Annotated in this window: 24 protein-coding genes and 1 tRNA gene; 12 read left to right on the forward strand and 13 right to left on the reverse strand. The window is 61.1% G+C overall.

From position 1 onward, the window contains the following. The first annotated feature begins 380 nt into the window (after positions 1–380). From NKH49_RS32190 to rimO, 3 genes are all read left to right on the forward strand, one after another. Entirely contained in the window at positions 381–788 is a 408-nt protein-coding gene (locus NKH49_RS32190) for a DUF930 domain-containing protein (protein WP_352471864.1), read from the forward strand. 188 nt (positions 789–976) lie between these two features. Further along, positions 977–1,636 carry a TerC family protein gene (locus NKH49_RS32195; RefSeq protein WP_352471865.1) on the forward strand — a complete coding sequence of 220 codons (660 nt, stop codon included), beginning with the start codon at positions 977–979 and terminating at the stop codon, positions 1,634–1,636. 141 nt (positions 1,637–1,777) lie between these two features. Then, on the forward strand, positions 1,778–3,091 hold the full coding sequence (gene rimO, locus NKH49_RS32200; RefSeq protein ID WP_352502447.1) for a 30S ribosomal protein S12 methylthiotransferase RimO: 1,314 nt from the start codon (positions 1,778–1,780) through the stop codon (positions 3,089–3,091). Positions 3,092–3,154: 63 nt separating this feature from the next. Here rimO and NKH49_RS32205 read toward each other — a convergent pair whose 3' ends face one another. The 8 genes from NKH49_RS32205 to NKH49_RS32240 all read right to left on the reverse strand — a co-directional run bounded on the left by NKH49_RS32205 (position 3,155) and on the right by NKH49_RS32240 (position 11,380). Continuing rightward, on the reverse strand, positions 3,155–4,222 hold the full coding sequence (locus NKH49_RS32205; RefSeq protein ID WP_352873366.1) for a BMP family ABC transporter substrate-binding protein: 1,068 nt from the start codon (positions 4,220–4,222) through the stop codon (positions 3,155–3,157). A 47-nt stretch (positions 4,223–4,269) separates the two neighbouring features. Continuing rightward, on the reverse strand, positions 4,270–5,244 hold the full coding sequence (locus tag NKH49_RS32210; RefSeq protein ID WP_352448916.1) for an ABC transporter permease: 975 nt from the start codon (positions 5,242–5,244) through the stop codon (positions 4,270–4,272). Then, positions 5,244–6,356, reverse strand: a complete 1,113-nt coding sequence (locus tag NKH49_RS32215; protein ID WP_352636755.1) for an ABC transporter permease — start codon at positions 6,354–6,356, stop codon at positions 5,244–5,246. The genes NKH49_RS32210 and NKH49_RS32215 overlap by 1 nt, the downstream gene beginning before the upstream one ends. Then, positions 6,353–7,945, reverse strand: coding sequence for an ABC transporter ATP-binding protein (locus tag NKH49_RS32220; RefSeq protein ID WP_502906644.1), 1,593 nt, complete (start codon positions 7,943–7,945; stop codon positions 6,353–6,355). The genes NKH49_RS32215 and NKH49_RS32220 overlap by 4 nt, the downstream gene beginning before the upstream one ends. 152 nt (positions 7,946–8,097) lie before the next feature. Continuing rightward, on the reverse strand, positions 8,098–9,075 hold the full coding sequence (locus NKH49_RS32225) for a quinone oxidoreductase family protein (RefSeq protein ID WP_352736467.1): 978 nt from the start codon (positions 9,073–9,075) through the stop codon (positions 8,098–8,100). 18 nt (positions 9,076–9,093) lie between these two features. Next, positions 9,094–9,870 carry a phosphatidylcholine synthase gene (gene pcsA, locus NKH49_RS32230; RefSeq protein WP_502893794.1) on the reverse strand — a complete coding sequence of 259 codons (777 nt, stop codon included), beginning with the start codon at positions 9,868–9,870 and terminating at the stop codon, positions 9,094–9,096. Between the two features lie 35 nt (positions 9,871–9,905). Further along, positions 9,906–10,520, reverse strand: a complete 615-nt coding sequence (locus NKH49_RS32235) for a DUF1326 domain-containing protein (protein ID WP_352502444.1) — start codon at positions 10,518–10,520, stop codon at positions 9,906–9,908. 14 nt (positions 10,521–10,534) lie between these two features. Beyond that, a complete protein-coding gene (locus tag NKH49_RS32240) occupies positions 10,535–11,380 on the reverse strand; it encodes a DUF2182 domain-containing protein (protein WP_352929593.1) in 846 nt (281 codons plus the stop codon). A gap of 153 nt (positions 11,381–11,533) precedes the next feature. Between NKH49_RS32240 and NKH49_RS32245 the strand changes: the two genes are divergently transcribed. Both NKH49_RS32245 and hspQ read left to right on the forward strand, forming a co-directional pair. Next, positions 11,534–12,742 (forward strand): UbiH/UbiF family hydroxylase, encoded by a 1,209-nt coding sequence (locus NKH49_RS32245; RefSeq protein WP_352929596.1) that lies wholly within the window; start codon positions 11,534–11,536, stop codon positions 12,740–12,742. A 221-nt stretch (positions 12,743–12,963) separates the two neighbouring features. Beyond that, entirely contained in the window at positions 12,964–13,287 is a 324-nt protein-coding gene (gene hspQ, locus NKH49_RS32250) for a heat shock protein HspQ (RefSeq protein WP_352613626.1), read from the forward strand. A 123-nt stretch (positions 13,288–13,410) separates the two neighbouring features. On the opposite strand, the gene NKH49_RS32255 is transcribed toward hspQ, so the two are convergent. Beyond that, entirely contained in the window at positions 13,411–14,040 is a 630-nt protein-coding gene (locus NKH49_RS32255) for an invasion associated locus B family protein (RefSeq protein ID WP_352873374.1), read from the reverse strand. A 231-nt stretch (positions 14,041–14,271) separates the two neighbouring features. On the opposite strand from NKH49_RS32255, the gene NKH49_RS32260 reads away from it, so the two are divergent. Together NKH49_RS32260 and NKH49_RS32265 are read left to right on the forward strand one after the other, a co-directional pair. After that, positions 14,272–16,092, forward strand: a complete 1,821-nt coding sequence (locus NKH49_RS32260) for an extracellular solute-binding protein (protein ID WP_352929599.1) — start codon at positions 14,272–14,274, stop codon at positions 16,090–16,092. 23 nt (positions 16,093–16,115) lie between these two features. Next, a complete protein-coding gene (locus NKH49_RS32265; RefSeq protein WP_352471875.1) occupies positions 16,116–16,793 on the forward strand; it encodes a DsbA family oxidoreductase in 678 nt (225 codons plus the stop codon). A 6-nt stretch (positions 16,794–16,799) separates the two neighbouring features. On the opposite strand, the gene NKH49_RS32270 is transcribed toward NKH49_RS32265, so the two are convergent. Next, the gene (locus NKH49_RS32270) at positions 16,800–17,234 is read right to left on the reverse strand and encodes a hypothetical protein (RefSeq protein WP_352929602.1); all 435 of its coding nucleotides are present in this window, start codon (positions 17,232–17,234) and stop codon (positions 16,800–16,802) included. A gap of 628 nt (positions 17,235–17,862) precedes the next feature. Between NKH49_RS32270 and NKH49_RS32275 the strand changes: the two genes are divergently transcribed. Together NKH49_RS32275 and mgtE are read left to right on the forward strand one after the other, a co-directional pair. Next, on the forward strand, positions 17,863–19,752 hold the full coding sequence (locus NKH49_RS32275) for an ABC transporter ATP-binding protein/permease (RefSeq protein WP_352929604.1): 1,890 nt from the start codon (positions 17,863–17,865) through the stop codon (positions 19,750–19,752). A 272-nt stretch (positions 19,753–20,024) separates the two neighbouring features. Next, a complete protein-coding gene (gene mgtE / locus NKH49_RS32280; RefSeq protein ID WP_352542025.1) occupies positions 20,025–21,389 on the forward strand; it encodes a magnesium transporter in 1,365 nt (454 codons plus the stop codon). A 57-nt stretch (positions 21,390–21,446) separates the two neighbouring features. On the opposite strand, the gene gor is transcribed toward mgtE, so the two are convergent. From gor to rpiA, 3 genes are all read right to left on the reverse strand, one after another. Continuing rightward, complete coding sequence (gene gor, locus NKH49_RS32285) at positions 21,447–22,835, reverse strand: glutathione-disulfide reductase (RefSeq protein WP_352542026.1); 1,389 nt, start codon at positions 22,833–22,835, stop codon at positions 21,447–21,449. Positions 22,836–22,952: 117 nt separating this feature from the next. After that, complete coding sequence (locus NKH49_RS32290; RefSeq protein ID WP_352542027.1) at positions 22,953–23,531, reverse strand: DUF2059 domain-containing protein; 579 nt, start codon at positions 23,529–23,531, stop codon at positions 22,953–22,955. Continuing rightward, a complete protein-coding gene (gene rpiA / locus NKH49_RS32295; RefSeq protein WP_023675034.1) occupies positions 23,518–24,249 on the reverse strand; it encodes a ribose-5-phosphate isomerase RpiA in 732 nt (243 codons plus the stop codon). Before rpiA ends, NKH49_RS32290 begins: the two co-directional genes overlap by 14 nt. Before the next feature lie 144 nt (positions 24,250–24,393). Between rpiA and NKH49_RS32300 the strand changes: the two genes are divergently transcribed. The 3 genes from NKH49_RS32300 (at position 24,394) to NKH49_RS32310 (ending at position 25,648) form a co-directional block, all read left to right on the forward strand. Further along, entirely contained in the window at positions 24,394–25,077 is a 684-nt protein-coding gene (locus NKH49_RS32300; protein ID WP_352822968.1) for a phosphoglycolate phosphatase, read from the forward strand. A gap of 103 nt (positions 25,078–25,180) precedes the next feature. After that, a tRNA-Val gene (locus NKH49_RS32305) sits at positions 25,181–25,255 on the forward strand. A 66-nt stretch (positions 25,256–25,321) separates the two neighbouring features. Continuing rightward, positions 25,322–25,648: a DUF6538 domain-containing protein gene (locus NKH49_RS32310; RefSeq protein WP_352766595.1), complete on the forward strand. Its 327-nt coding sequence runs from the start codon at positions 25,322–25,324 to the stop codon at positions 25,646–25,648. The last annotated feature ends 414 nt before the right edge of the window (positions 25,649–26,062 follow it).

The following is a 26,062-nucleotide window of genomic DNA, read 5'->3' on the forward strand; positions in this document are numbered from 1 at the left end:
GTTCCTCCATCACCGAACACTCTCTCCACGGCATCAACACCTCCGGCCAAAAGCCAAAAGTGTTACCCATGTGTCCGGTACAAAACGTCACCTATGTCTCAGGTCGCGCATCTTCAATCCTGCAGGCATGATGTCGAGTTTTCCGCTCGTCGGATTCTTTGACTGCCTGGGTTTAACAGGCCGGCCCGCTTCGGGGAGAACCGCCGCTCTGCCCCATGCAGCGCACCACCTCTCGCGTCGCTGAGATGCGACAGGTGCTGATCGTGGCAACGATACCAAAGTACCGGTGACACCATTGCGTAATCAACAACCTGCCACAAAGCGAAGACTGTCGCCCGCCGCGCAGCCGCGCTTCGTCGGGTTGCTTTCTCCGCGCGAATATGGTGCTTCTCCCGCCTATGAATAAACTATTTTCTGCGGTCCTCGCATGGATGATACTGGCTTGGCCGGCCAGCGCGATGGACAGCGCATTGCGCGCCGGCCTGCTGAAACTCGACCCGCAAACCCGGCTGGAGCAGCGATGCGACGCCGAAATTCTCGACCGGATTACCCGCGACGACCACAAATACAAAGCCGATCGTGTCGTCGCCTACGCTTTTGCGACGCCCGAAATGGGCGCCGATGCGATCAAGAGCCCGGGTGCTGCGTTTCGCAGCAAGGGACAGTGGTACCGGCTGAAATTCAAATGCGAAACAGCGCCGGACCATATGGAAGTCCTGCAGCTCCGCTACCGGATCGGTGATGAAATTCCGGAAAGCGACTGGCCCAAATACAATCTCTATAACTAGGCATTCACGACCTGTGGCCGCATTTTGTCGGTGTTCGGGCCGATCGTCGCAAACTCTGTATATCGCCGCAATAACGGGCGGTTTGCCGACCGTGTTCCAACCAGTCCCTTGACGCGCGGGAACCATACACGTTAGGCCCTCCAGGCATTCGACGCGAACGCGGCCAACCAGCAAGGGACTTCCAGTCGATGGAAATTTTCACTGCCGCGGGCTTCTCTGCCCTGCTCCAGGTCATCGCCATCGACCTCGTGCTTGCAGGCGATAACGCCATCGTCATCGGCTTGGCCGCGGCCGGCTTACCCGTCGAGCAGCGCAAGAGAGCGATTCTCATCGGCGTGGTGGCGGCGACGGTGCTGCGTATCGGTTTTGCCGCGATCACCGTCACTCTGCTGCAGATTGTCGGCCTGCTGCTGGCCGGCGGCATCTTGCTGCTGTGGGTGTGCTGGAAGATGTATCGCGAGCTGCGCACGTCGCATGCCGACGAGGTGGAGGCGACCGAAGCGCTGTCCAATTCCGATATCAACAGCGATGATATGGTGGCCGGCAAGGCGCGCAAGAAGACCTTGGGTCAGGCGGCATTGCAGATCGTCATCGCCGACGTGTCGATGTCACTCGACAACGTGCTGGCGGTCGCCGGCGCGGCGCGCGATCACTTCCAGGTGCTGGTGATCGGCCTCGTCCTGTCGATCGCGCTGATGGGCCTTGCCGCGAGCTTTATCGCCAAGCTGCTGCACCGCCATCGCTGGATCGCCTACATCGGCCTTTTGATCATCTTCTATGTCGCACTCGATATGATCTATCGAGGCGCTGTGGAAGTATTGCCGCATGTCAGCAGTGCGATGAGCTGACGCATCGACTCGAACACGCATCGGCCGGGCCTTTCAGCTTCGGCGACGCTGGCGGTTGCGTTTCGCCGCAGCCGCCGCCCATACCAATGCCGCGACAAGTGTGGTACTGCGCCGCCAATCGTGAAAATCCGGAAAGCTTTGATGTCCGCCCCTCGCGTCAGTTTCGTCAGCCTTGGATGCCCGAAAGCCCTTGTGGATTCGGAGCGCATTATCACGCGCCTGCGCGCCGAGGGCTACGAGATCGCCCGCAAGCACGACGGTGCCGACCTGGTCGTCGTCAACACCTGTGGCTTCCTCGATTCGGCTCGCGACGAATCGCTCAACGCCATCGGCTCGGCACTTTCGGAGAATGGCAAAGTCATCGTCACCGGCTGCCTCGGCGCCGAGCCGGACGTCATCCGTGAAAGACATCCGAACGTCCTCGCCATCACCGGCCCACAAGCTTATGAAAGCGTGATGGCGGCAGTGCATGAGGCTGCCCCTCCGAGCCACGATCCTTACGTCGACCTTTTGCCGCCGCAGGGCGTCAAGCTCACGCCGCGCCACTATGCGTATCTCAAGATTTCGGAAGGTTGCAACAACCGCTGCACCTTCTGCATCATTCCGGCGCTGCGTGGCGACCTCGTATCGCGACCGGCCGCCGACGTGTTGCGCGAAGCCGAGAAGCTGGCCAAGGCCGGGGTCAAGGAGATCCTCGTCATCTCGCAGGATACCAGCGCCTACGGCATCGATATCAAATACCAGACCAGCATGTTCGGCGATCGCGAAGTGCGGGCGAAATTCCTCGATCTATCGGAAGAACTGGGCAAGCTCGGTGTCTGGGTGCGCATGCACTATGTCTATCCCTACCCGCATGTCGCGGACGTCATCCCACTGATGGCCGAAGGCAAGATTCTTCCCTATCTCGATATCCCATTCCAGCACGCCTCGCCGCAGGTGCTGAAGAACATGCGCCGGCCCGCTCATGGCGAAAAGACGCTCGAGCGCATTCGCGGCTGGCGCGACGTCTGCCCGGACCTTGCCATCCGCTCCACCTTCATCGTCGGCTTCCCCGGCGAGACGGACGACGACTTCGAGATGCTGCTCGACTGGCTGGACGAGGCCAAGATCGACCGCGCCGGCTGTTTCAAATACGAGCCGGTCAGAGGCGCCCGCTCCAACGAGCTCGGCCTCGAGCAAGTGCCGCAGGAGATCAAGGAAGCCCGCTGGCACCGCTTCATGCAGCGCCAGCAGAAGATTTCGGCAACGCAGCTAACCAAGAAAATTGGCAAGCGACTGCCGGTCCTGATCGACGAGGCGCATGGCAATTCGGCCAAGGGCCGGACCAAATACGATGCGCCCGAAATCGACGGTTCGGTCCATATCCAGTCGCGGCGGCCACTGCGCGCCGGCGACATCGTCACGGTCAAGGTCGAGCGCGCCGACGCTTACGACCTTTACGGCTCAGCCGTCTGATATTCCGTCCAAAATGAAAAGGGCGCCGCGTGGCGCCCTTTCGTTCGATATGTTTCCGACCGCCTACTGCGGCAGCTTGTCGTCGACGCCCTTCACGTAGAAATTCATGCCGAGCAACGTGGCGTCGTCGGCGACCTCGCCCTCCTTCAGCCAAGGTGTGCCGTCCTGCTTGGCGACCGGCCCGGTAAAGGGGTTCCAGCCGTCGGCAATCTTCTTGGTGGTGGCTTCGGCCATCGCCTTGACATCGTCGGGCATGTTGGTGAACGGCGCCAGCTTGACGGCGCCGTCCTTAATGCCGAGCCAGACATTATCGGGCTTCCAGGTGCCGTCGAGCGCCGCCTGGACGCGGCTGATGTAGTAGGGACCCCACTCGTCGGTCAGCGCGGTCAGCTGCGCGTGCGGCGCGAACTTGATCATGTCGGAGGACTGGCCGAAGCCGTGCAGCTTGCGCTCTTCCGCCACCTGCAAGGCAGCGGTCGAGTCGGTGTGCTGGACGATGATATCGGCGCCCTGATCGAACAATGCCTTGGCAGCATCGGCCTCCTTGCCCGGATCGAACCAGGAGTTCACCCACACGATCTTCGCCTTGAAGTTCGGGTTGATCGACTGTGCGCCGAGCATAAAGGAATTTATGCCCATCACCACTTCCGGGATCGGGAAGGAAACGATGTAGCCGGCGACGCCCGACTTCGATTGCTTGGCGGCGATCTGGCCAAGCACGTAGCGGCCTTCGTAGAAACGCGCATTGTAGATGCCGAGATTTTCGGCCGTCTTGTAGCCGGTGGCGTGCTCGAACATCACCTTGGGGAATTTCTTGGCGATCTTCACTTCCGGGTCCATGAAGCCGAAGGACGTGCCGAAAATGATCTTGCATCCCTCGCGCGCCAGGCGCTCGAAGGCGCGGTCGGCATCGGGGCCTTCGGAGACGTTTTCGAGATAGGCGGTCTCGACCTTGTCGCCGAGTGCCTTTTCCACCTCGAGGCGGCCTTGGTCGTGTTGGTAGGAGTAGCCGAAATCGCCGATCGGGCCGGTGTAGACCCAGCACGCCTTCAGCTTGTCCGCCGCCTCGGCTGATGCCGCCAGCGACAATGCGGCCGTCGTCGCCATCACGGCAATAAGCAGTTTTTTCATTGTGTTACCTCTCTGAGTTAAGCCTTGGAGCTTCCGTCTTTTTGTTGTCAACGATCCGGAACGAATGGCTGGCCCAAGGAGGCCGGCGTGTTCATCATCGTCAAACGCTTGTTGCGCGAGATTAGAACGAGAACCACGACGGTTGCCAGATAGGGCAGCGAAGAAAGCAGTTGCGAGGGAAACGATTTTAAGAACGCAATTAACTTGTAGAGCAACCAGGGCGCGTCGACGAAGTCCTGCAGATTTATGGCTTGGACGTGAAGCTGGCCAACCCAGATCGCGCCGAAAATATAGGCGCCGGCCAGCACCCGCCATGGCCGCCAGGAGGCGAAGACGACCAGAGCCAGCGCGATCCAGCCGCGGCCGGCGGTCATGTTCTCCACCCATTGCGGTGTGTAGACCAGCGATAGGTGACCGCCGGCGAGGCCGGCACAAGCGCCGCCGAAAATCACTGAGAGATAGCGGTAGCGGATGACGTGGATGCCAAGCGCATGGGCGGATGCATGGCTGTCGCCGATCGAGCGCAGCGTGAGCCCGGTGCGGGTCTTGAACAGGAACCACATGACGGCGGCGGTCAGCGCGATCGAGATGTAGAAGATTGGATCCTGGCCGAACAGCAGCCTGCCAACGACCGGGATTGCGGTCAGGCCGGGAATATCGAGGTTTGGCAGCCTTTCGCCGGGCTGGCCGACAAAATTCGTTCCCATCATGCCGGAAAGGCCGAGGCCGAGCAATGTCAGCGACAGGCCGGTGGCCACCTGATTGGTGGCCAGCGACAGCGTCATGACGGCGAACAGCAGCGAGAACACCGCCCCCATGGTGATTGCCGCCAACAGCCCTATCCAAGGCGAGCCGGTGAGATAGCCGGCGCCGAAACCGCCGACGGCACCCATGATCATCATTCCTTCGACGCCGAGATTGAGCACACCCGAACGTTCGACCACCAGTTCGCCGATCGCCGCGATCAGCAGCGGCGTCGCCGCCGTCGCGATGGTCAAGAGGATGTTGACGGTGATGTCCATCAGCGGGCTTCCTCCAGCTTCGGCGCTGCCTCGAGCTTCGGCGCGGAAAAGCCGGTCAGGCGAATGCGGTAATGGATGAGCGTGTCGCAGCCGAGCACGAAGAACAAAAGCATGCCCTGGAACACGCGCGCCACCTTGTCGGAGATGCCGAGCGCGCTTTGCACTGCCTCGCCGCCCAGATAGGTCAGCGCCAGCACAAGGCCTGCGGCGACGATGCCGAGCGGATTGAGCCGGCCGAGAAATGCCACGATGATAGCGGTAAATCCGTAGCCGGGCGAGATCACCGGCTGCAATTGTCCGATGGCTCCCGAGACCTCCGAAATCCCTGCAAGTCCGGCCAGTGCGCCCGACAGCAGGAAGGCAAAGAAGACCATGCGGTTAAGGCCAAACCCGGCGAAGCGCCCTGCCCTCGGGCTTGAGCCGAGCACGCGGACCTCGAAGCCTTTCAGCATACGGCTCATCAGGATCCAGATCAGTATCGCCGCGATCAGCGCGAAGACAAATCCCCAGTTTGCCCGGCCGGATTCCGGGAGGAGTTCCGGCAGTATGGCCGAGTCGTTGAACTGGATGGTCTGCGGGAAACCGTGGCCCTGCGGATCGCGCCACGGCCCCCGTACGAGCCAATCGAGGAAGAGCTGGGCGACATAGACCAGCATCAGGCTGGTCAGGATCTCGTTGGTGTTGAAGCGCGTCTTCAGCAGTGCCGGGATTGCAGCATAGGCGGCCCCACCGACCATGCCGAGCAGAAGCATCAGCGGCAGCACCAATGGGCCTTCGAACTGCGGAAACAGCACGGGGATGATCGAGCCGACAATGCCGCCCAGGATGAACTGGCCTTCGGCGCCGATGTTCCAGATGTTGGCCTTGTAGCAGACCGACAGTCCGACCGCGATCAGGATCAGGGGGGCGGCCTTGATCGCCAGCTCATGCAGCTGCCAGACCTGGCTGATCGGTTCGATGAAGTAGATGCGGAACGCAGTCAACGGGTTGACGCCGAGCAGCGCGAACATAATGGCACCGGCAATGATCGTCAAAACGAAAGCGATGAAAGGCGAGAGTGCCGAAAACAGCATCGAGCGCTGCGGGCGTTTTACAAGTTCGAGGCGCATCAAGCCGTCTCCAGCGTATGTTCGGCATGCCCGGGTTCGGCGCCGCCCATCAGCAGCCCGATCTTCTCGAATGTCGCTTCAGCTATCGGCAGCGGCTTCGACAATTCGCCATTGTGCATGACCGTGATCGCATCGGAAATCTCGAACAGCTCGTCGAGGTCCTGGCTGATCACCAGCACCGCCGAGCCGCTGCGCGCCAGTTCGATCAGCGCCTGGCGGATGTGGGCCGCCGCACCCGCGTCGACCCCCCAGGTCGGCTGATTGACCACCAAGACGCTTGGCCGGCGGTCGAGTTCGCGGCCAACGATGAATTTCTGCAGATTGCCGCCCGAAAGAGCCGCTGCCTCCGGATCCGGCGCGCTCTTGCGCACGTCCATTGCCTTTATGATGCGCTGGGCAGCGGTATGGATCGCATCGCCTTTGACCATTCCACCGGTGCCGACAAACATCTTGCCATCGGTGGCGTGGCGCGACAGAAGCAGGTTCTCCGAAAGCTTCATGCGCGGTGCTGCGCCATGGCCGAGCCGCTCTTCCGGGACGAAGGCAGCGCCCATCAGACGCCTGCCGGTGATGGTGAGGCCACCGGCATCCTTGCCGCGGATGCGGACCGAGCCGGCATCCTGCTGCAGCACCTCGCCGGAAACGGATTCGAAGAATTCGCCCTGGCCGTTGCCGGCCACACCGGCAATGCCGATCACCTCGCCGGCGCGGACCTCGAGATTGATGTTCCTGAGCGGGATCGAGAACGGGGTCGCCGGCTTGCGGGTGAGTTCGCGGATTTGAAGCAGCACCGGCGCGGTCTCGATACCCTCGGCCGGCGCCCGCACCACGGCCAGCACCTCGTTGCCGACCATCATCCGCGCCAACGAAGACGCGGTTTCCTGGCGCGGATTGCAATGGCCGACCACCTTGCCGTGACGCAGCACGGTGGCGCGGTCGCAGATCCGTTTGACCTCTTCCAGCCGGTGCGAAATGTAGAGGATGGACTTTCCTTCCGAACGCAGCCGTTCGAGCGTCTCGAACAACTTATCGGCCTCCTGCGGCGTCAGCACCGAAGTTGGTTCGTCGAGGATGATAAGTTGCGGCGTCTGTAGCAGGCAGCGGATGATTTCGATGCGCTGACGCTCGCCGACCGACAGATCACCGACCAGCGATAGCGGATCGAGAGGCAGGCCGTAACTGTAGGAGAGCGCCCTCGCCTTGGCCGCGATCGTACTGATCGGCGAGCCGTCATCCAGCGACAGCGCGATGTTCTCCGCCGCCGTCAGCGCTTCGAACAGGGAAAAATGCTGGAAAACCATGCCGATGCCGAGCTTTTTTGCGGTGCCGGGGCTGGTGATCCTGACCGCCTGGCCATTCCAGAAAATCTCGCCGGAATTCGGTTCCAGCGATCCAAATAGCATTTTCACCAGGGTCGACTTGCCAGCGCCGTTCTCGCCAAGCAACGCATGGATCTCGCCCTTGGCGATGTTGAGATCGACATGGTCGCACGCCGTCAACGTGCCGAATATCTTTGTGAGGCCGCGAACCTCAAGCAGGTTTGCGCCGTCCTGATCTGCACTCACGGTGCCTCCATCTGGTTTGCCAGACATGTTCTGTGTTCCCGCAAGCATCGTATGCGCGGGCTGCTCTCTACGGTAAGCGCCTCACGACTTGAAAGAGCTTCAAGAATTTCAGCGGAAACTCAAGCGGTAAAGAGCAGTTCGCAAGAACGCCGGCGTCGGCGGCCCGAAACGGCGGGCACCTAAGGGATAAGTATTGTTGTCCCGGTGGTCCGGCGCCCTTCGAGATCGGAATGCGCTTTGCCGGCCTCGCTGAGCGCGTAACGCTGGTTTATCTTGATCTTGACGGCGCCGCTGAGCACCACGTCGAACAAGGCAGCGGCGGAAACCTCGAGGTCTTCGCGCCTGGCATTGTAGACGAACAGTGTCGGCCGCGTTGCGAACAGCGAGCCCTTCTGCGCCAGCAACGAGATGCTGAAGGGCGGGATCGGCCCAGACGATTGACCGAAGCTGACGAAAGTGCCGAGCGGCCGCAGGCAATCGAGCGAGGCTGGAAATGTGTCGTTGCCGACTGAATCGTAGACAACGTCGCATTTCTCGCCACCGGTGATAGCGGCAACGCCGGCCACGAAATCCTGTTCGCGATAGTTGATCACGTGGTCGAAGCCATGCGCCTTGGCGAGCTCGATCTTGTCGGTGGAACTCGCCGTGCCGATCACTGTCGCGCCAAGATGCTTGGCCCATTGGCCGAGGATCAGCCCGACACCGCCGGCCGCCGCATGAAACAGGATCGTGTCGCCGGCTTTCACCTTGAATGTACGGCGCAACAGATATTCGGCGGTCATGCCCTTTAGCATCATGGCTGCGGCCTGTTCGTCACTGATGCCGTCCGGCACCTTCACCACGCGGTCGGCGGCGATCACGCGCTGCCCGGCATAGGCGCCGGTCGTCACGGCGTAGGCGATGCGATCGCCGGGTTTGAGCCAGTCGACATCCGAGCCGACATCCAAGACCACGCCGGCCGCCTCGCCGCCAGGGATCAGCGGAAATCCGCCCTGCGGCGGATAAAGGCCAGAGCGATAATAGACGTCGATGAAATTGAGACCGATCGCGGTATGCTTGACCAGGATCTGTCCCGAGCCCGGCTGCCCGGGATCGGCATCCTCATAGGTCAGGACCTCCGGGCCGCCATGGGCATGGATGCGGATCGCTTTGGACATTTTCTGGCTCTCTTGGGATCAGGCTTTCTTATCCGGCTTGGCGCCGAGATTTGGGAAGAACTGCATGATAGCGCCGATGCAAGCGAGGTAAAGCCCGGTGACCGTAATCCCGATCTTGATGAAATCGCTGACCTGCTCGCCCAGCACGCCGATCTGGTCGTAGAAGGAGGCAAGTGCGGCCTGCGCCAGCGCCAGCGCGCCGAAAGCGCACCAAAGCAGCGTCATACCGAGATTGATTGGCCGCAGCCGCTTCACCCGCACCGGATGGATGAAATTGATCGGCACGAAGGTGAGAATGCCGGCCACCACGACCACGGCGAAAGAAACCCATTGTCCGGGCTCGATGACGAACAGCGTGAACACCACCATGTTCCAGACGACCGGAAAGCCCTTGAAGAAATTCTCCTTCGTCTTCATGCCGGTATCGGCATAGTAGATTGCGCTCGACACCACGATGATCGCCGCCGACAGGAACGACAGGCGCTCGCCCATGAAGCCGCGCTGATAGAGCGCGAAGGCCGGAATCAACACGTAGGTCACGTAGTCGATGATGTTGTCGAGCAGTTCGCCCGACCAAGTCGGCAGGATTTCCTTGACATCGAGCTTCCTGGCGATCGGCCCGTCGATGCCGTCGACGAAAAGCGCCAGCCCCAGCCACCAGAACATCGCCGTCCAGCGCTGCTCGCTTGCTGCCACCAGCGACAGAAACGCCAGGAATGAGCCCGACGCGGTCAAGAGATGGACCGAGAACGCCCGCGCCTGAGGCCATGTGACTTTCTTCTTCGGCCGCGGAATCCGGTCGGCGATTTTCCTGGCCGTCGTCTTCTTGCTCACGGGCCCCGCCAGTCCAGCTTGCAGATTTCGGCCGAACGGCCAGCAAAGTTCCAGTTGCGGCCAAAGGCCCGCATTTTGCTCTTGTCGGATTTGGCGACGATGATTTCCGGCGCAATCCAGTATTCCGAATTGCTGATGACCGTATCCTTGTCGCGATCCTTGCCGGTGATTGGCGTCACCGCACCATCGATGATCTTCGGTATCTGAAAGATGCGTGTTTTCTCACGCGTCTCGTAGGTGATCGGCACCTGCTCGGCACCGAGGAACTGTCCGACCAGGATGGAGAGCAGCGATGTGGTTCCACCGGCCTTGCCGGTGAATATCTTCGTCAGTCCCTTCATAGCGTAAACCGAGGCGCGCTTGTCGATGAACAGGCCCGCCGTCCAGTTGCCGCGGCTCATATAACCGGGGATTTCCATGACCAGCCCAAGATTGAGGCCGGACAGGTCGACCTCGCCGAAATGGCCGGCATCGATCCGGAACCCCGCCCAGGTTTGGCAATAGCCTTCCGTGGGCGGATGATTGCCGAGCGACAGAACGCAAGGGCAAAAAACCGTGCAATTGCAGGAAAGGATGAGCTCTCCCTTCATTGCCCAGTTTTGATCTGTCATCGAATTCTCCCCCCTCATGCCGAGACTACTAGTAGCGCGGCTGCCCAGACAAGCAGTATCGCACCGCCCAACCGCGTCGGCAGATTGCCTGCCGTCTGTTTTTCGACCAGGCTGAACAAGCCGACCAGCGCCATCCAGAACACGTTCATCACACCGACGGCAAACATTACCAGCATCAGCGCCCAGCAGCATCCAAGGCACCACAGGCCCTGCTCTATACCGAGCCGGAAAATGCGAATGGGCCTGGCGCTCCAGTTGGCGAACAGGACCGAGAACGGATTTCTGCACTTCTCCAGACAGGCTTCCTTCAGCCAGCTGAACTGATAGAGACCAGCGATCGACAGCGCGGCTGCTCCGGCAATTCCAAGCAGCGGATCGAGCATCTGCCCGGATGACACGAATGCATGGACTGCGAGCGTCAGGGCAGCGAATATTGCTGAGGCGGCAAGCCAGACGCTCAAATATCCAGCGACCAGGATCAGCGGATGGGCAACGGGTTCCCCCTTGATCCGGGCGGTATCTGCGATCTCGCAATAGGTGCGGATCATCGGCGCCGCGGAGGGCAGCATGGTCGCGATGGCCATCAACAGCCACATCGCGGTGAGTGCCCCGCCTTGCGCGCCTACGCTTGCGCGAAGCGGCGCCGGCGCAAGGCAAAGGGCGAAGAAACGCGCAAGGAAATCCGGCAGCGGCAGTTGCGGCAGGTATTCCAGCACGGCGTCGCCGGGTACATCGGCGCCCGGGAGCCGGCTCACCGCCCCCCGAACTGCCATTGCGCCGAGAAGGAGCCAGGCAACGGCGATGCCCATGCCGGCAACGACGCCCACCGTCAGTCGAGGGCTGCATGCAACGCTCGCCATCGCGCGGCCGGTGCCGTCGAGGTGGCTGAAATCGTCTTGTTGGCCGTCATGGCAACCGAATGGGCCGAATCGCCGCGTTGATCAAGCCGCATCACCTGACCTATATGGACCAGCAGGTCGGACGGGCCTCACCTCGCAATCCGGAAGCCGAATTTGAACCATCGGGAAACAGCACGGATACTGGTCGCCGGCAGCGGCCCTGCGGGGCTGATCGCGGCGCTTGGCTTTGCCGAGGCGGGCTTTCCCGTGACGCTCGTCGGACCCGATGCAGCCGGCCCCGACGGCCGGACGACAGCCTTGATGAACCCTGCCCTGAAGATGTTCGAACGGCTAGGGATCTTCGACGGAATCAGGCCCCACGCAGCGCCGCTCAAGGTGATGCGTATCGTTGACGCAACCAACCGGCTGATCCGCAGCCCGACAGTGACCTTTCGCGCCAGCGAGATCAACGAAGAGCAATTCGGGCTGAACTTGCCCAACAGCGTTCTCAACCGCATGCTAGCCGAGGCTGTCGCGCATTCGGGCATCGAATGGCGAAAGTCGATGGTGGAGGCATGGCGCCTCGATGCCGACCATGCCCATGCCGTTCTCGCCGACGGCAGCGAGGTTGAGGCATCGTTGGCAGTTGCCGCCGATGGCCGTCAGTCGCCGGCCCGCGAGGCAGCCGGCATCCGGACCTCGATCCGATCCTATCCGCAGGCGGCGTTGGTGCTCAATTTCGGTCACCGCAGCGACCATGCCTTCACCTCGACCGAATTCCACACCGAGACCGGTCCGTTCACACAGGTTCCCCTGCCCGGCAACCGGTCCAGCCTTGTCTGGGTGCTCGAACCCGATATCGCCAAGGACCTTGCAGCACTCGACGACGCCGAGCTTTCGACGCGGGTCGAACAGCGGATGCAATCGATGTTGGGCCGCGTGTCGGTTGAGCCCGGCCGGCAGGTCTACCCACTTTCAGCGGTGAGCCCGTGGCGGTTTGCGCAGCGCCGCGTGGCACTTGTCGGTGAAGCCGCCCACGTGTTTCCCCCAATTGGCGCGCAAGGCCTCAATCTCGGCATCCGGGACATCGACGACCTGATTGGTGCCGCAAGCAGAAACCGCTCGGACCCGGGCGCCGCCAAGGCGCTTGCAGCCTATGATTTCAAGCGGCGGCCGGACATTCTGGCGCGCAGCAGCGCGGTCAACCTGCTCAACATGTCGCTGCTTTCCGACATGCTGCCGGCCCAGCTGGTGCGCAGCGCTGGCCTGGGCGCGCTTGAGGGGTTTGCGCCGTTACGGGCGTTTTTCATGCGCGAGGGTCTTCGACCCGGCAGCGGTTTTGCGGCGTTTTTTGGCGGATTTCGAAAACCGGCTGAGCGATAGCGATCTTGGCCACCGCCCTTGATCCGCATCTCGCGATGCTCAACCCGGCATCAAGGGGATCGGGATTGAATTGACGCCGCGTCTGCGCCAAATAATGACGATGTCGACCTTAAGGTCTGGGCCAATCTTTGCCGGACCGGTGCGTAAGAATCTAAAGTCCTGGAGCGTTCCTTGCGTGTTCCGAGATGCGTGGCGTTCAAGAAGTTCAAGTGGTGAGTGCGATGAAGACAGCCAAATTCTCGATCGGACAGGTGGTTCGGCACCGGCTGTTTCCGTTCCGCGGCGTCATTTTCGACGTCGATCCGCAATTCGCCAATACTGACGAATGGTACGAGGCGATCCCCGCTGACGTGCGGCCGCGCAAGGACCAGCCTTTCTATCATCTGCTCGCCGAGAATTCCGAAACGGAATACATCGCCTATGTGTCCGAGCAGAATTTACTCGAGGACCGGTCGGGCGAACCGGTCCGGCATCCGCAGATTGGTGAAATGTTCGACAAGAAGCCTGACGGGCGCTACGAGCCGAAGTACCAATTGAGACATTGACTTAGCCGGGATCTGGCTGGACTGGGACAGGCTTGAGACATGGCTGGACCCGACAAACAGCCGGTCCAAACGAAAAAAGCGGGGCATGAACCCCGCTTTTTTGTTGGTTCGAAAACCCGTCGATCAGTTGGCGGCCTTCGCCTTTTCCTGCTCTTCCTTGAGCTTCTTGGCAAAATCCTGATTGTTCTTGGCGACGAACTCCTGGAGCTTCTTCTGTCGGTCCTCGATGTCCGACTGCTGCAGCGGCGGGCCGTCGAAGGCGCCGCTGAAGCCGGTCAGCGCAATCTTGATCGGGTTCGGCTGGTTCTGGAAATTGACCGAGGTGAGCGTCAGCGCCGATCCCTTCTTGAAGGATGCGACAAGCTGATCGCTCAGCGGCACTTCCGCCACGCAGCGATCCGGAAAACAAATCACATAGTCGAGCTTCTGCGCCTTGCCGCCGTCGATCTGGAGGCCGATGCCGGGAGGAACGAGACGGCCGGTCGGAACCGTCACCTGGAACACCTTGCGGTTCACCTTGCCCTTCAATTCGATCAGGCTGACGCCGGTGATGAGCTGGCCGTTGCCAGCGGTGGTGATGTTCTGGACATTGCAGATGTCGACGTCTTCCTGCTTGGTGCAGGCCTTGAACCAGCCTTGCGGAATCTGCTGTTGCTGCTGCGCGGAAGCAGCGGGAATCCCGGCGCCCAGAATGCCGACCACGCCAGCGGCCATGACCGACAGGCGGTGCGCGTTGCTGTTCAGGCTCGTCATGTCGTGCATTCCTCTCAAATGATCCCGGAACCGGCTTGTTTCATGCCGTGTGGTCCAGCTACCTGTTGCCGAAATGAGGCAACAGAATGACTTCGGACGGCGTGTTACACTGCAAGCGGTGCCGAATCCAGCCCGGGTCTCGCGAATCTTGGCCAAGGGATAGGCTCAAGGGGTTGGCCGGTGCACGACCGGCTCATGTATGCTGCGCATCGAATCGGGAAGGAGACGGTCATGGGCCGCGTTGTCGTTTGGCTGATCGCCGCAATCTTGTTTGTCGGCCTTTCCCTGCAGCCGGCTCTGTCGGAACCGAAGCACGCGCTTGCCATGCAGGGCGAGCCGGCGCTGCCGGCCGACTATGATCATTTCAATTACGTCAATCCCGACGCGCCGAAAGGCGGCAGCATTACCTATTGCGGCGTCGGCAGCTTCGACAATCTCAATCCGTTCATCCTGAGAAGCCTGCGCACCACCGCGCGCGGCATGATGGATCAAGCCTTTGGCAATCTTGTCTTCGAGCCGTTGATGCAGCGCAACTACGACGAGGCCTTCAGTCTCTACGGCCTGCTCGCCGATACCGCCGACATGGATCCCGAGCGCAAGAGCATCGAATTCCACCTCGATCCCAACGCCAAATGGTCGGACGGCGAGCCGGTGACGCCGGAAGACGTGTTGTTTACCTATGACGTCTTCACCGAGAAGGGCCGCCCACCTTACAGCCAGCGAATGAAAGCGATTGCCAAGCTCGAAAAGACCGGCGACCGCAGTGTGCGCTTCACCTTCAACGACAAGGCCGACCGCGAATTTCCTTTGATCATTGCGCTGACGCCGATCATCCCGAAACACGCCTTCAACAAGGACACCTTCGACAGGACGACGCTAAAGCCGGTGATCGGCAGCGGGCCTTACACGGTGGCGCAAGTCGTGCCCGGTCAGCGCATCGTGTTCAAGCGCAATCCGGACTATTGGGGCAAGGACGTGCCGTCCAAGCGCGGCTTCGACAATTACGACCAGATCACCATCGAATATTTCCTCAACGCCAACGCCAAGCAGGAAGCGTTCAAGAAAGGCATCTGCGCCATTGACGACGACAGCGACCCGGTCAAACGCGAGCGCGATCTCGATTTTCCGGCCTTCCACAGGGGCGAGGTCATCGCCGAAACTTTCGATACCGGCATTCCGCCGGTGGTCAACGGTTTCCTGTTCAACACGCGGCTGCCGAAATTTTCCAATCCGGTCGTGCGGCGCGCGCTCGGCATGCTCTACGATTTCGAATGGGCCAACAAGAATCTGTTCGGCGGCAAATACACGCGCACGATGAGCTTTTGGCAGAATTCCGAGCTGTCCGCGCTCGGCCACCCGGCCAGCGAAAAGGAAAAGGCCCTGCTGGCCCCCTACCCCGGCCGAGTGCCCGCAGATGTCATGGACGGCACCTACAGGCCGCCCGCTACCGACGGCTCCGGCCAGGACCGCAAGGTGCTGAAGGCGGCATTCGAGCTGCTGAAGAGCGCGGGCTATACGGTGCGGGACGGCGCGATGGTCGATGCCGAGGGAAAGCCGTTCGGTTTCGAGATCCTGACCGCCTCGCAGGACGAAGAGCGACTTGCCGCTATCTATCAGCGCACCCTTGAGAAGCTCGGCATCGATGTCGGCATCCGCAGCCTCGACGGTGATCAGATCCAGTCGCGCAAGCAGCGTTTCGATTTCGAGGTGCTGGTCGGCTCGACCGGTTTCAACAACTCGCTGTCGCCCGGTATCGAGCAAACCGGGCGCTGGGGATCCGCTGCCGCCAAGGCCGAAGGCTCGTTCAACCTGGCGGGTGTCGCCGACCCCGCAGTGGATGCGGCGATCGAGGCGATGCTGAGAGCTCGTTCGAAGGAGGACTATGTAGCGGCCGTCCGCGTTCTCGACCGGCTGCTGATCTCCGGCAATTACATGGTGCCGACGCAGCACAACAACCAGCAATGGCTCGCTTATTGGAACTATCTGGAACATCCGCAAAAGACGCCCATATACGGTTATCAGTTGCCGACCTGGTGGCGCAAACCGAAGTGACCTCTTCACAACAGGAGATCAAGATGAACGACGAGAGCTCGATTACCGTCGATGTGGTCTCCGACGTCGTGTGTCCCTGGTGCTTTATCGGCCAGAAACGGCTCGACAAGGCGATTGCCGCCGTCGATATCGACGTTCACATACGCTGGCGGCCCTTCCAACTCGACCCAACAATCCCGCCCGAAGGCAAGAACCGCCGCGACTATATGGTGGCGAAATTCGGCAGCGAGCAACGCATCCGCGAAATCCATGCCCGGATCGAACCGCTGGGCGAGGCTGAAGGCATCTCCTTCGCATTCGACGCCATCAAGGTCGCGCCCAATACGCTGGATGCGCACCGTCTCATTCGCTGGGCCGGCACGGCCGGCGAGGCCATTCAGAACCGGCTGGTGCGCCGGCTGTTCCAGCTGAATTTCGAGGAAGGCGCCAATCTCGGCGATCATGCCGTGCTGATCGAAGCCGCCCGCGAGGCCGGCATGGATGCGTCCGTGGTCGAAACGCTTCTGCCGACCGACGCCGATGTAGAGGCGGTGCGCACCGAAATCGCCACCGCTTCGCGCATGGGCATATCGGGTGTGCCGTGCTTTCTGCTTGAAGGCAAATATGCGGTGATGGGTGCCCAGGACGCCGATACGCTCGCCGATGCACTCCGCCAGGTCGCCGCGGCCAAGGCACGCGGCGAACTGGAAACAGCGAACTGAGTCGGACTATTTCACGGTCACCTTGGCCTTGCTGACGAAAAAGCCATGGCCATGCTTGCCGGTGCAGGTCAATCCCTTGGTGGATGACTGGCAGGAAAATGGCCCCTTGCTCCACCTGTTGCCGTAGGCCAGCCTGGTGACGCCGCCGCAGCAGCCTTGCTCGCCCGGATTCTTGATCAGCGTCGCCGGGCCTTTCGGGCCGAGGATGACGGTGACGTAGCTGGGCTCGACGCGCGAACAACTCAGTTCCGGTCCGCCATCCTGCGGCTCGTAGGTGCTGGTGCCGCCCTTCGGTGTGTAGATGCAGCCAATATTGCCGGACGGCGTGTTGAACTCGATCTGTCCCTCGGCGTTTGCGGGAACGGTCTGGCTGCCGGCATATGTTTGCGGCAGCCAGGCAAACATCGCGAGCATCGCCACAAACAATGTCCGTGCAAGCATGGCGAACTTCCCCCCGGTTCAAACCTGGATGCCTCCGGCAGGTTCGATCCGAAGCGCGTGTTTGTCAAACGCGGTTTGTGCGCGCTCTTAAAAAGGCACGGGCCAATTGATATTGATCTTCATCCTGGACTGTGTCGGCAAAGTCATTGCTTGGCCGACTACGGGGTCCTGACAAGGCGGCTTCAACCACGAATCATACGGTCACGTTCTGGCCGCCGACGAAGCTGGACTGGCCTCGAAGGCGGTTCAGGCTGTGAAGATCGACCGCTGGACGGCGCTTCTATGTTCACAAAGCTGTGTGAAGACCTTCCCCGGGGGAAGGTCTCTACTTGCTCGGGCGCAGGCAAGTAACTATCTGAAATTGCATCGGTATTCAGCCCCTCGAAGCATGACGACATAGCGCCGTGATCATTCATTCTGTTGCTCCACTGCAACGGCCGGCAAGCTAAGCCACCTGCGACTGGTGAAAAGCTAATGGAAAATGATCAATTGGTGTTACTGTCCGTAACAAAAGAAAAATCGTTTGGGCGGGATAGTGATTCGGGTCGATAGACCAACGCGACATTCAATATCGGAAAAATGGCTCCGCGGTGCCGCAAGGCCGTCGCCCCTGACGCCCGTATCGTCGATGCGCAGCTTCTGGGGACTGATGCGGGCCTACTGGTTCTCGGACCGGTGGGTGGAAGCCTGGACGCTCACCTTGGTAATAGGCTTGCTGACAGGGCTCTCCAGCAAAGCCGACGTCTGGTTTACCGTGGCGGCGGCTGAACTATATACCTCAATCGCTTTTTTTCACGACGCCGCGAATACCACGCCGCTCAAAACGCTGCTGACCAATGCCGGCCTGCTCGTGCTGCTGGTTGTGCTCAAGGACATGGGCATTACCAGTACATGCAAGTTTGTATCGGCGACATTGCATCGCAAATGGCGCGGCTGGCTAGATAGCCGCTTCAATGCGGCGCTACTCGACCCCAACCATTCACACTACCACGCCCAGCATGGCTCGTCCGGCACGGCAGCGCCCGACAACATCGACCAGCGCGTGCAGGAATCGATCAAGGACATGACAGGCGGCGCTATTGGGCTTGCCATGGGCGTATTCAGTGTCTTTACCTCGCTCTACTTTGTCGGTGGAGCTTTGTTGGCAAATTCTGTGGAGGTAAAAGGACTCGAGTTCCTCGGCAGCTACGGGAGTGTCGTGCTTGCTCTGCTGGCGGTCGCTCTCTACGTGCCGTTCAACACCTGGATCGCAGTCAAAATCGGCGGAATGCTGGAGTGGCTCAACATCAGGATGCAGAAGGCTGAAGGCAGCTATCGGGGCGAACTGATCACGTTATTGCGCCGCAGCTTTCATGTGGCGGCCTCGCAAGGCGAAGTCGTGCAGAAGACGATACATAGCCGGCTCTATCTCGACATCGATAGGACTTGGTCGAAGTTCAACATCGTCAACACCATCTATTCGGGATTCGAATCGGTCTATAACTTTGTCGGTGCCAAAATTGTCGCCTTCGGGCCTGGCCTTGTGCCGTTTATCCATAACGGCCTCGACCTCAAGGGTTACATAACAGGTTCTGAACAGGTCAACGCGCTGATCAGCAAATGTTCGTGGTTCATCCATGTCATGCCAAGTCTTGCCACCTTGCGCGCCAACAGCTTGCGCGTCATTGAATTGGCGCAGGCGATCGAAAACGTCCAGCACCCGCAGGAATTCTATCAGCAGACCGGCCGCTCCGACTTCCGCTACGACCGCCAAAACCCGGTCTTCGGCCTGACCATCCAGAAGCTTGAACTGGCGCATCAGGGTGAGGATGCAACGCCCTTCCTGAGTGCCGCGAACTTGCGCTTCCGGCGTGGCGAGTGGACGTTCCTCAAGGGCGAATCCGGCTGTGGCAAGACCTCGCTGGTCAAGGCGATCAACGGCCTGTGGCCTTATGGCCGCGGCACCATCGTCTTCCCGGAAGGGGTCAAGAGTTTCTACGCCGCCCAGGAGGTGAAGCTGCAGCAGGTCTCGCTGAAGCAACTGGTCTGCCTGCCAGGTTCCGAGCATGATTACGTCGACATCCAGGTCGCCTCCGCCCTGCACAAGGCCGGTCTCGGCGACTTCATCGAGCATCTGGCCGATGAGAGCCGTGAAGGAAAGATCTGGGATCAGGTTCTCTCGGGTGGGCAGAAACAGAAGCTGGTTGTCGCCCGTATCGTGCTGCAGCAGCCGGGATTGCTGTTCCTCGATGAAGCCACCGGCGCGCTCGACCCCGATGGACGGATCGCCTTCCACCAGGCGATCAAGGACAATTGCCCTGATGCAACTGTGATCTCGATCATGCATGAGGCGACGCCGCCGAGATCGCTCGCGGGCACCGAATTCTACCACAGCGTGGTTGCGATCGCCGACGGCGTCGCCACCAAGAAGCCGCTGGTTCCGAGCTTGCCGGCAGAGCTCACCACCATCCTCACGCAGCCGACGCGGCCGGCCGAGGACAAATGGCTGCGCTTTCCCCGCCGGCTGAAGCAGAGATAGCCGCGGGCACCACTTGCCGGCATCCAGCCAGCCTGCCACGTCGCCCGATCACAGTCTCGCGATCCGCCGGTTTGCCGCCGTTTTAACCCGCTCTCGCGATTGACTCGGCAAGGCGCGCTCCTATGTTGCGCCGGCTTGCAGAATCTCAACTCGAACCCGCGAGCAGAAAGGTCACCGCGCCATGCCTGGCGACAGTCACAGTCGAACGCAACCGCCGTCCGCTTGACGTGACCTGACAGGCTCACGTCCTGCCGGACGGCAAGGAGTGAGCCATGAACGAGTTTTCCCCTGTCGCGGGCGGCGATGCCATCGCCATCGCTCGCGTACTTGCCAACGAACACGTCGCCGACATCGTCGAGGCCTTGAACCAGGAGCCCCGCGAGACGGCATCGGGGCTGCTTTGCGAAGTGCCGTTCGAGCGGTTGGTCGAGATCTTCGACCAGCCTGAACTCGACGGCGCATTCGAACTGGTCGAGGCGCTGCCCCGCATCAAGGCAGGCAGACTGCTTGCCGCCATGTCGGTCGACCGCGCCGCCGACATACTGCGCGATCTGAACGAGCCGGCTCGTTCCGAACTGCTTGGTGGCCTGGCGCCACCGCTGCGCGCGACGCTGCTTGCCATTCTCGGCTATCCCGAAGGCAGCGCCGCCTCGCTCATGACGACCGAATATGTCAGCGTGCCGCCGGACTGGAGCGTGGCCCGCACGCTGGATTATATCCGCAAGGTGGAGCGGACGCGCGAAACCGTCTACGCGATCTACATCGTCGATCCGCAAACGCATGTCCTGTTGCGCTCGACCAGCCTGCGTCGACTGATCGCTGGCGGGCCCGACGAGCTGATCATGGCAATCGCGCCGGATCGTGCGCCTGTCACCGTTTCACCGCTGACCGACAGTGAAAAGGTTGCTCAGCTGATCTCGAAATATGATCTGCTCGCCGTTCCGGTCGTGGACAACGGCAAACTGCTCGGCATCGTTACCATCGACGATATTATCGACACGATGATCGAGGAAACGACGGAGGATGTGCATCGTTTCGGCGGCATGGAGGCTCTCGACGAGCCCTATATGAAGATGGGCTTTCTGGCGATGATCCAGAAACGCGCCGGCTGGCTGTGCGCGCTGTTTATCAGCGAGATGCTGACCGCAAACGCGATGCAAAGTTACGAGGGCGAGCTGGAAAAGGCGATCGTGCTGACGCTATTTATTCCATTGATCATGAGCTCCGGCGGCAATTCCGGCTCGCAGGCGACCTCGCTCGTCATTCGAGCGCTGGCGCTGCGCGAGATCGGCCTTGGCGACTGGTGGCGGGTGGCATTGCGCGAGCTGCCCACCGGCCTGGTGCTTGGCTCGATTCTTGGCGTGGTCGGCGTCTGCCGCATCGCGCTCTGGCAGTATCTCGGCTTCTACGACTACGGCCCGCACTGGCCGCTGATCGCAATGACGATCGGCGCCACGCTGGTTGGCATCGTCACCTTCGGCTCGCTGTCTGGATCGATGCTGCCGTTCGCCCTGAAGCGCATGGGCTTCGACCCGGCCAGCGCATCGGCCCCGTTCGTCGCCACGCTGGTCGACGTCACCGGGCTTGTGATCTATTTTTCTGTGGCGCTGGTGATCCTGCGCGGAACGTTGCTGTAAGAAAACGCACGCACTGCCATCGCGGCAATTTCGTTGCCGCGATGGGTTGTCGTCGCGTCAGACGCGCTCACCATCTCTCACCCGGTAAGTCGGCTTGTACATGGTGACGAGTTCTTCCGCGGCGGTCGGATGCACCGCCATGGTGCGATCGAAATCATCCTTGGTCAGGCCGGCCTTCAGCGGTATGCCGAGAAGCTGCGCCATTTCGCCGGCATCCGGCCCGAGAATGTGGGCGCCGAGGACCCTTTTCGAGGCGCCATCGACGACCAGCTTCATCAGCATCTTTTCGTCGCGGCCGGAAAGTGTGTGCCGCATCGGCCGGAAGGTGGCGCGGTAGATTTCAACATCCGAAAAGCGCTTTGCCGCCTCATCCTCCGACAGACCGACCGTACCGATCTCGGGCTGCGAAAAGACTGCGGTAGCGATCGTGTCATGGTCGGGCGCCGTCGGCTTGTCCTTGAAGGCGGTCTCGACGAAGCACATCGCCTCGTGGATTGCCACCGGCGTCAATTGCACCCGATGGGTGACGTCACCGATTGCCCAGATGTTGTCGATGTTGGTGCGGGAGTATTCGTCGACGTGGATTGCCCCGGTTTTGGTCATCTCGATGCCGACGCCTTCCAGGCCCATGTTCTCGGTATTGGGAATGCGGCCGATGGCGAGCATGACCTGGTCGACCGTCAGCACCGTGCCGCCGGTGACAAGCGCGTCGAGCCGGCCGTCAGGCCGCTTCCTGACCCACTCGGACACGGCGTGGCAGAGGATTTTTATCCCCTTCTTTTCCATCGTTTCGTGCAGCACACGTCTGAGGTCCATGTCGAAACGGCTGAGGATCTCCTTGCCGCGGTAGACCAGCGTCGTGTCGACGCCGAGGCCGTGAAAGATGTTGGCGAATTCGACGGCGATATAGCCGCCGCCCTCGATCATGATTGCCTTCGGCAGTTCCTTGAGGTCGAAGGCCTCGTTGGAAAAGATGCAGTGCTCATGGCCGGGCAATGCCGGATGCGGCGCCGGTCGCCCGCCGGTAGCGATCAGGATCTGGTCGGCGGTAACGGTGCGATCCTCACCAAGAAGATGCACCACATGCCGATCGACCAGGATGGCGCGCGAATGAAAGACCTCGCCGCCGGCGCCCTGCACGTTCTTCTTGTAGATGGCCTCCAGCCTGCTGATTTCGCGGTCCTTGTTGGCGACCAGCGTCTGCCAGTCGAAACGCGCCTCAGGCACCGTCCAGCCATAACCGGCGGCGTCGGCGAAATGCTCGGGGAATTGCGAGGCGTAGACATAGAGCTTCTTCGGCACGCAGCCACGGATCACGCATGTGCCGCCATAGCGGTATTCCTCGGCAATGCCGACACGCTTGCCGAGTGCGGCCGCGACGCGCGCCGCCCTCACCCCGCCGGAGCCGCCGCCGATGACGAAAAGATCGTAGTCGTAACCGGCCATGGCTGAACTCCTTGCCCCTCAAACCCCGAGACAGGTAGGCTGCCGACTATCAAAAGAAAAGCCCGGATTTGCCGGGCTTTTGGTCCAGTGGCGGTCAGGCGGCTCGGAAGTCCGCAATCAATTCGGTGTAGCGTCCGCGGGAGCTGCGCCATCGGCCGGAGCGGTACCGTCGGCAGGTGCAGCCGGCGCCTTGGCATTCGCCGCCGCACCCAGGGTCTCGCCGACCTGCTGGGCGAGATCGCGAGCCAGGCCGTTCTGCCAGATCTCGGCAGCCTTCACCAGTTCGCGCGTCACGATCGGGCCGTTGTCGAGCAGCTTCTTGCCGGAATCGGAATTGTAGAAGGCGGCAATTTCATTGAGTTCCTTTTCCGAGAATACCTTTGCATAGGCGAGCGCCGCTTCCTTTTCCAGGTCGGCGCGGCGCGATGCCAAGGCCATCGCCTTCTCGTTGATCGTCTTGGCGATCAGTTCCTGCATGTCCGGGTTCTTCTGGATCATCTGCTGCTCCAGTGCCGCGGCTGCTTGCGGCAGGATGCTGTCGAACGTATCCGTCGCATGGATCGCCGCGACGGCGGCGCGCGCCGCCTTCAAATGCGCATCGGTGACGTCCTGCGAAAACGCAGGCGACGAAAACGCGAAAACGGCCGAGGCCGCCAGAATGGCAAAAAAGCGGCCAACCCGGTTATGCAACATCATGATCGGTAAAACTCCCTGATTTTCGGGCGGCATGGACGGTTTGAATGCCGTCGCCGCCGGCTATGATGGCCGTTGATGCCAGCCCGATGAAAAGACCATGCTCGACCACGCCCGGAATGGCGTGGAGAGCATTCGAAAGCGCTCTTGTATCCGGAATGCGGCCAAAAGATGCATCGAGGATAAAATGGCCGCCGTCTGTAACAAATGGCTGGCTCCCCGTCATCCTCAATGTAACAGGGCCGGAAAGGCCAAGGTTTGCAGCCGCCGCGCCGACCGCAATTTCGGTGGCGCGCAGGCCAAACCGGTTGACTTCGATGGGCAGCGGAAAACGGCCGATCATCTCGACCATCTTGGAGCTGTCGGCGATGACGATCATGCGGGCGGAGGCCGCCGCGACGATCTTTTCGCGCAGCAGCGCACCGCCGCCGCCCTTGACCAACGTCAGCGCCGGATCGATCTCGTCGGCGCCGTCGATGGTGAGGTCGAGCTCGGGGGTTTGCTCGAGGGTGGACAGCGGCACACCAAGCTCGGTGCAAAGGACGGCGGTGCGCTCAGAGGTCGGCACGCCGATGACAGTCAGGCCGGTGGCGACCTTGTCTGCGAGCAGCCGCACGAACTCGTCCGCCGTCGTGCCGGTGCCGATGCCGAGCCGCATGCCATCCGTGACATGGGCAAGCGCTGCCCGCGCGGCCTCAACCTTCAATTGCCTCGCATCCATGCTGGGTCCCGAGATTTGTTTCGGCGCTCGTAGCATTTTTGCCGGGCTGGTCAAAGGACCTTGCCCGCGGTGGATAAGCCGTCTTGCCTGAACGGGCCGCAGCGGTTATCGCCTGCCGGCAATCAAATCGTCACAGGACAGGCCATGACCCGACCGATCATCGTGTTCGACCTCGACGGGACGCTGATCGACACGGCGCCGGACTTGCTCGACAGTCTCAACCACAGCCTTGCCGCCAGCCAGCTCGCGGCCGTCGACGAAGCCGGCTTCAAGCGCTTCGTCGGCCATGGCGGCCGGGTGATGATCGAGCGTGCTCACGCAGCGCAGCACAGGTCGCTGGCAGTGGAGGAGCACGACCGCCTGCTCAAGCTGTTTCTGGACCATTACACCGTTAACATCCCCGGCAAATCGCGCCCCTACCCTGGCGTCCCCGAGGCGATCGCACGGTTCGAGGCAGCCGGTTACCTGCTGGCCATCTGCACCAATAAATACGAGGCCAATTCGGTGGCGCTGATCGAGGCGCTCGGTATGACCAGGCATTTCGCGGCGATCTGCGGTCAGGATAGTTTTCCGTTCCGCAAGCCCGACCCGCGCCATCTCACGCAGACCATCGCGCGCGCCGGTGGCGACCCGCACCGTGCACTGATGGTCGGTGATTCGCTGACCGACATCGACACGGCGAAAGCCGCCGGGATTCCGGTGGTGGCAGTCGATTTCGGCTACACAGACCGCCATGTGCGAGAGTTCGAGCCGTCGGCGGTAATCTCGCATTTCGATTCGCTGACGCTCGATCTGGCACAAAGACTGATGGCCGCGGCAGAGGGCTGAAAGCCGGTCATCGGGCGGACCGCCAAATGCCGACCGACAAGTGGTTGACTTAGCAGGCCGGCCTCCCTTATATCGCGGCGCGCTTGGCCCTCGGGCAACGAGCGGGCGATTAGCTCAGCGGGAGAGCACACCCTTCACACGGGTGGGGTCGCAGGTTCAATCCCTGCATCGCCCACCATTCTGTTTAAAGTCACTAGGTTAGCCTGCACGATCCTTTGGTGGGACATCCAAGGGGTACATCCCAGTGTTAAATCCTACGTACCTCGCACTTTCGCGAAACCAAATTTTCTATTTCCGTTGGCCGATCCCGAGACACACTCACCCCGCACGGAAGCCGTCCACCATCAAGGTTTCGCTCCGAACCCGCGACCCGAGGGAAGCCTTGCGCCTCGCCCGCTATCTCGGTTATGCCGCCCATGGTGTCGTTGTCCATGGAACAATGCACGGAATGCAGTACCAAGACATTAGAAACACCCTGCACCAGCACATGCATGGCTTGCATTCGGCTTGTACTGGTTCTTCCGACATAAGGTCCGACTACCAAGTGTACAGCCATGGCGGGGCATTATGATCGGTGCATTGTTTGTTGCGGCAGCCTGCTCAGTGATAGTCTCAGGCGCGGTGCTAGCTAGCCTGAAAGGCGGCTATTGAGTCGGCTCTGGGAAGTTCAGGAGGGGCCGGTCGGTGCTGGGATCGGGCACGGGAGGAAAGCTCGATTTTACAGCCTTCTGAATGACGCTGGCGGCTCGACTGAGATAGGGAGCCTGCCGTCCTTCGAAGGCCTTTAGCGGCCTTCCCTGCCCCCGTGCAAGCGCATAGCCACCCGGAGCTAGTGGTGAAAGCCTAACGCTTGGTATCGGCAATGAACGGCAAGATCCGACCGATAGTGTTGAAGAAGTCGGCGATGAAGCCGTGGATCCACTCGCACCGAAGCGTCTTGATTAAGGTCGACGCGACCTCCTCGCCTTAAGTGGCTCGGACGTTT

The organism is Mesorhizobium sp. M1088 (assembly GCF_040318575.1).
GTDB lineage: Bacteria > Pseudomonadota > Alphaproteobacteria > Rhizobiales > Rhizobiaceae > Mesorhizobium.

Bases quoted from the DNA above. Each gene is read 5' to 3' on its own strand.
- NKH49_RS32190 (WP_352471864.1), top strand. From the start codon at position 381: ATGGTGCTTCTCCCGCCTATGAATAAACTATTTTCTGCGGTCCTCGCA.
- NKH49_RS32195 (WP_352471865.1), top strand. From the start codon at position 977: ATGGAAATTTTCACTGCCGCGGGCTTCTCTGCCCTGCTCCAGGTCATC.
- rimO (WP_352502447.1), top strand. From the start codon at position 1,778: ATGTCCGCCCCTCGCGTCAGTTTCGTCAGCCTTGGATGCCCGAAAGCC.
- NKH49_RS32205 (WP_352873366.1), bottom strand. From the start codon at position 4,222: ATGAAAAAACTGCTTATTGCCGTGATGGCGACGACGGCCGCATTGTCG.
- NKH49_RS32210 (WP_352448916.1), bottom strand. From the start codon at position 5,244: ATGGACATCACCGTCAACATCCTCTTGACCATCGCGACGGCGGCGACG.
- NKH49_RS32220 (WP_502906644.1), bottom strand. From the start codon at position 7,945: ATGTCTGGCAAACCAGATGGAGGCACCGTGAGTGCAGATCAGGACGGC.
- NKH49_RS32225 (WP_352736467.1), bottom strand. From the start codon at position 9,075: ATGTCCAAAGCGATCCGCATCCATGCCCATGGCGGCCCGGAGGTCCTG.
- NKH49_RS32235 (WP_352502444.1), bottom strand. From the start codon at position 10,520: ATGACAGATCAAAACTGGGCAATGAAGGGAGAGCTCATCCTTTCCTGC.
- NKH49_RS32240 (WP_352929593.1), bottom strand. From the start codon at position 11,380: ATGGCGAGCGTTGCATGCAGCCCTCGACTGACGGTGGGCGTCGTTGCC.
- hspQ (WP_352613626.1), top strand. From the start codon at position 12,964: ATGAAGACAGCCAAATTCTCGATCGGACAGGTGGTTCGGCACCGGCTG.
- NKH49_RS32255 (WP_352873374.1), bottom strand. From the start codon at position 14,040: ATGACGAGCCTGAACAGCAACGCGCACCGCCTGTCGGTCATGGCCGCT.
- NKH49_RS32260 (WP_352929599.1), top strand. From the start codon at position 14,272: ATGGGCCGCGTTGTCGTTTGGCTGATCGCCGCAATCTTGTTTGTCGGC.
- NKH49_RS32265 (WP_352471875.1), top strand. From the start codon at position 16,116: ATGAACGACGAGAGCTCGATTACCGTCGATGTGGTCTCCGACGTCGTG.
- NKH49_RS32270 (WP_352929602.1), bottom strand. From the start codon at position 17,234: ATGCTTGCACGGACATTGTTTGTGGCGATGCTCGCGATGTTTGCCTGG.
- NKH49_RS32275 (WP_352929604.1), top strand. From the start codon at position 17,863: ATGCGCAGCTTCTGGGGACTGATGCGGGCCTACTGGTTCTCGGACCGG.
- mgtE (WP_352542025.1), top strand. From the start codon at position 20,025: ATGAACGAGTTTTCCCCTGTCGCGGGCGGCGATGCCATCGCCATCGCT.
- gor (WP_352542026.1), bottom strand. From the start codon at position 22,835: ATGGCCGGTTACGACTACGATCTTTTCGTCATCGGCGGCGGCTCCGGC.
- NKH49_RS32290 (WP_352542027.1), bottom strand. From the start codon at position 23,531: ATGATGTTGCATAACCGGGTTGGCCGCTTTTTTGCCATTCTGGCGGCC.
- rpiA (WP_023675034.1), bottom strand. From the start codon at position 24,249: ATGGATGCGAGGCAATTGAAGGTTGAGGCCGCGCGGGCAGCGCTTGCC.
- NKH49_RS32300 (WP_352822968.1), top strand. From the start codon at position 24,394: ATGACCCGACCGATCATCGTGTTCGACCTCGACGGGACGCTGATCGAC.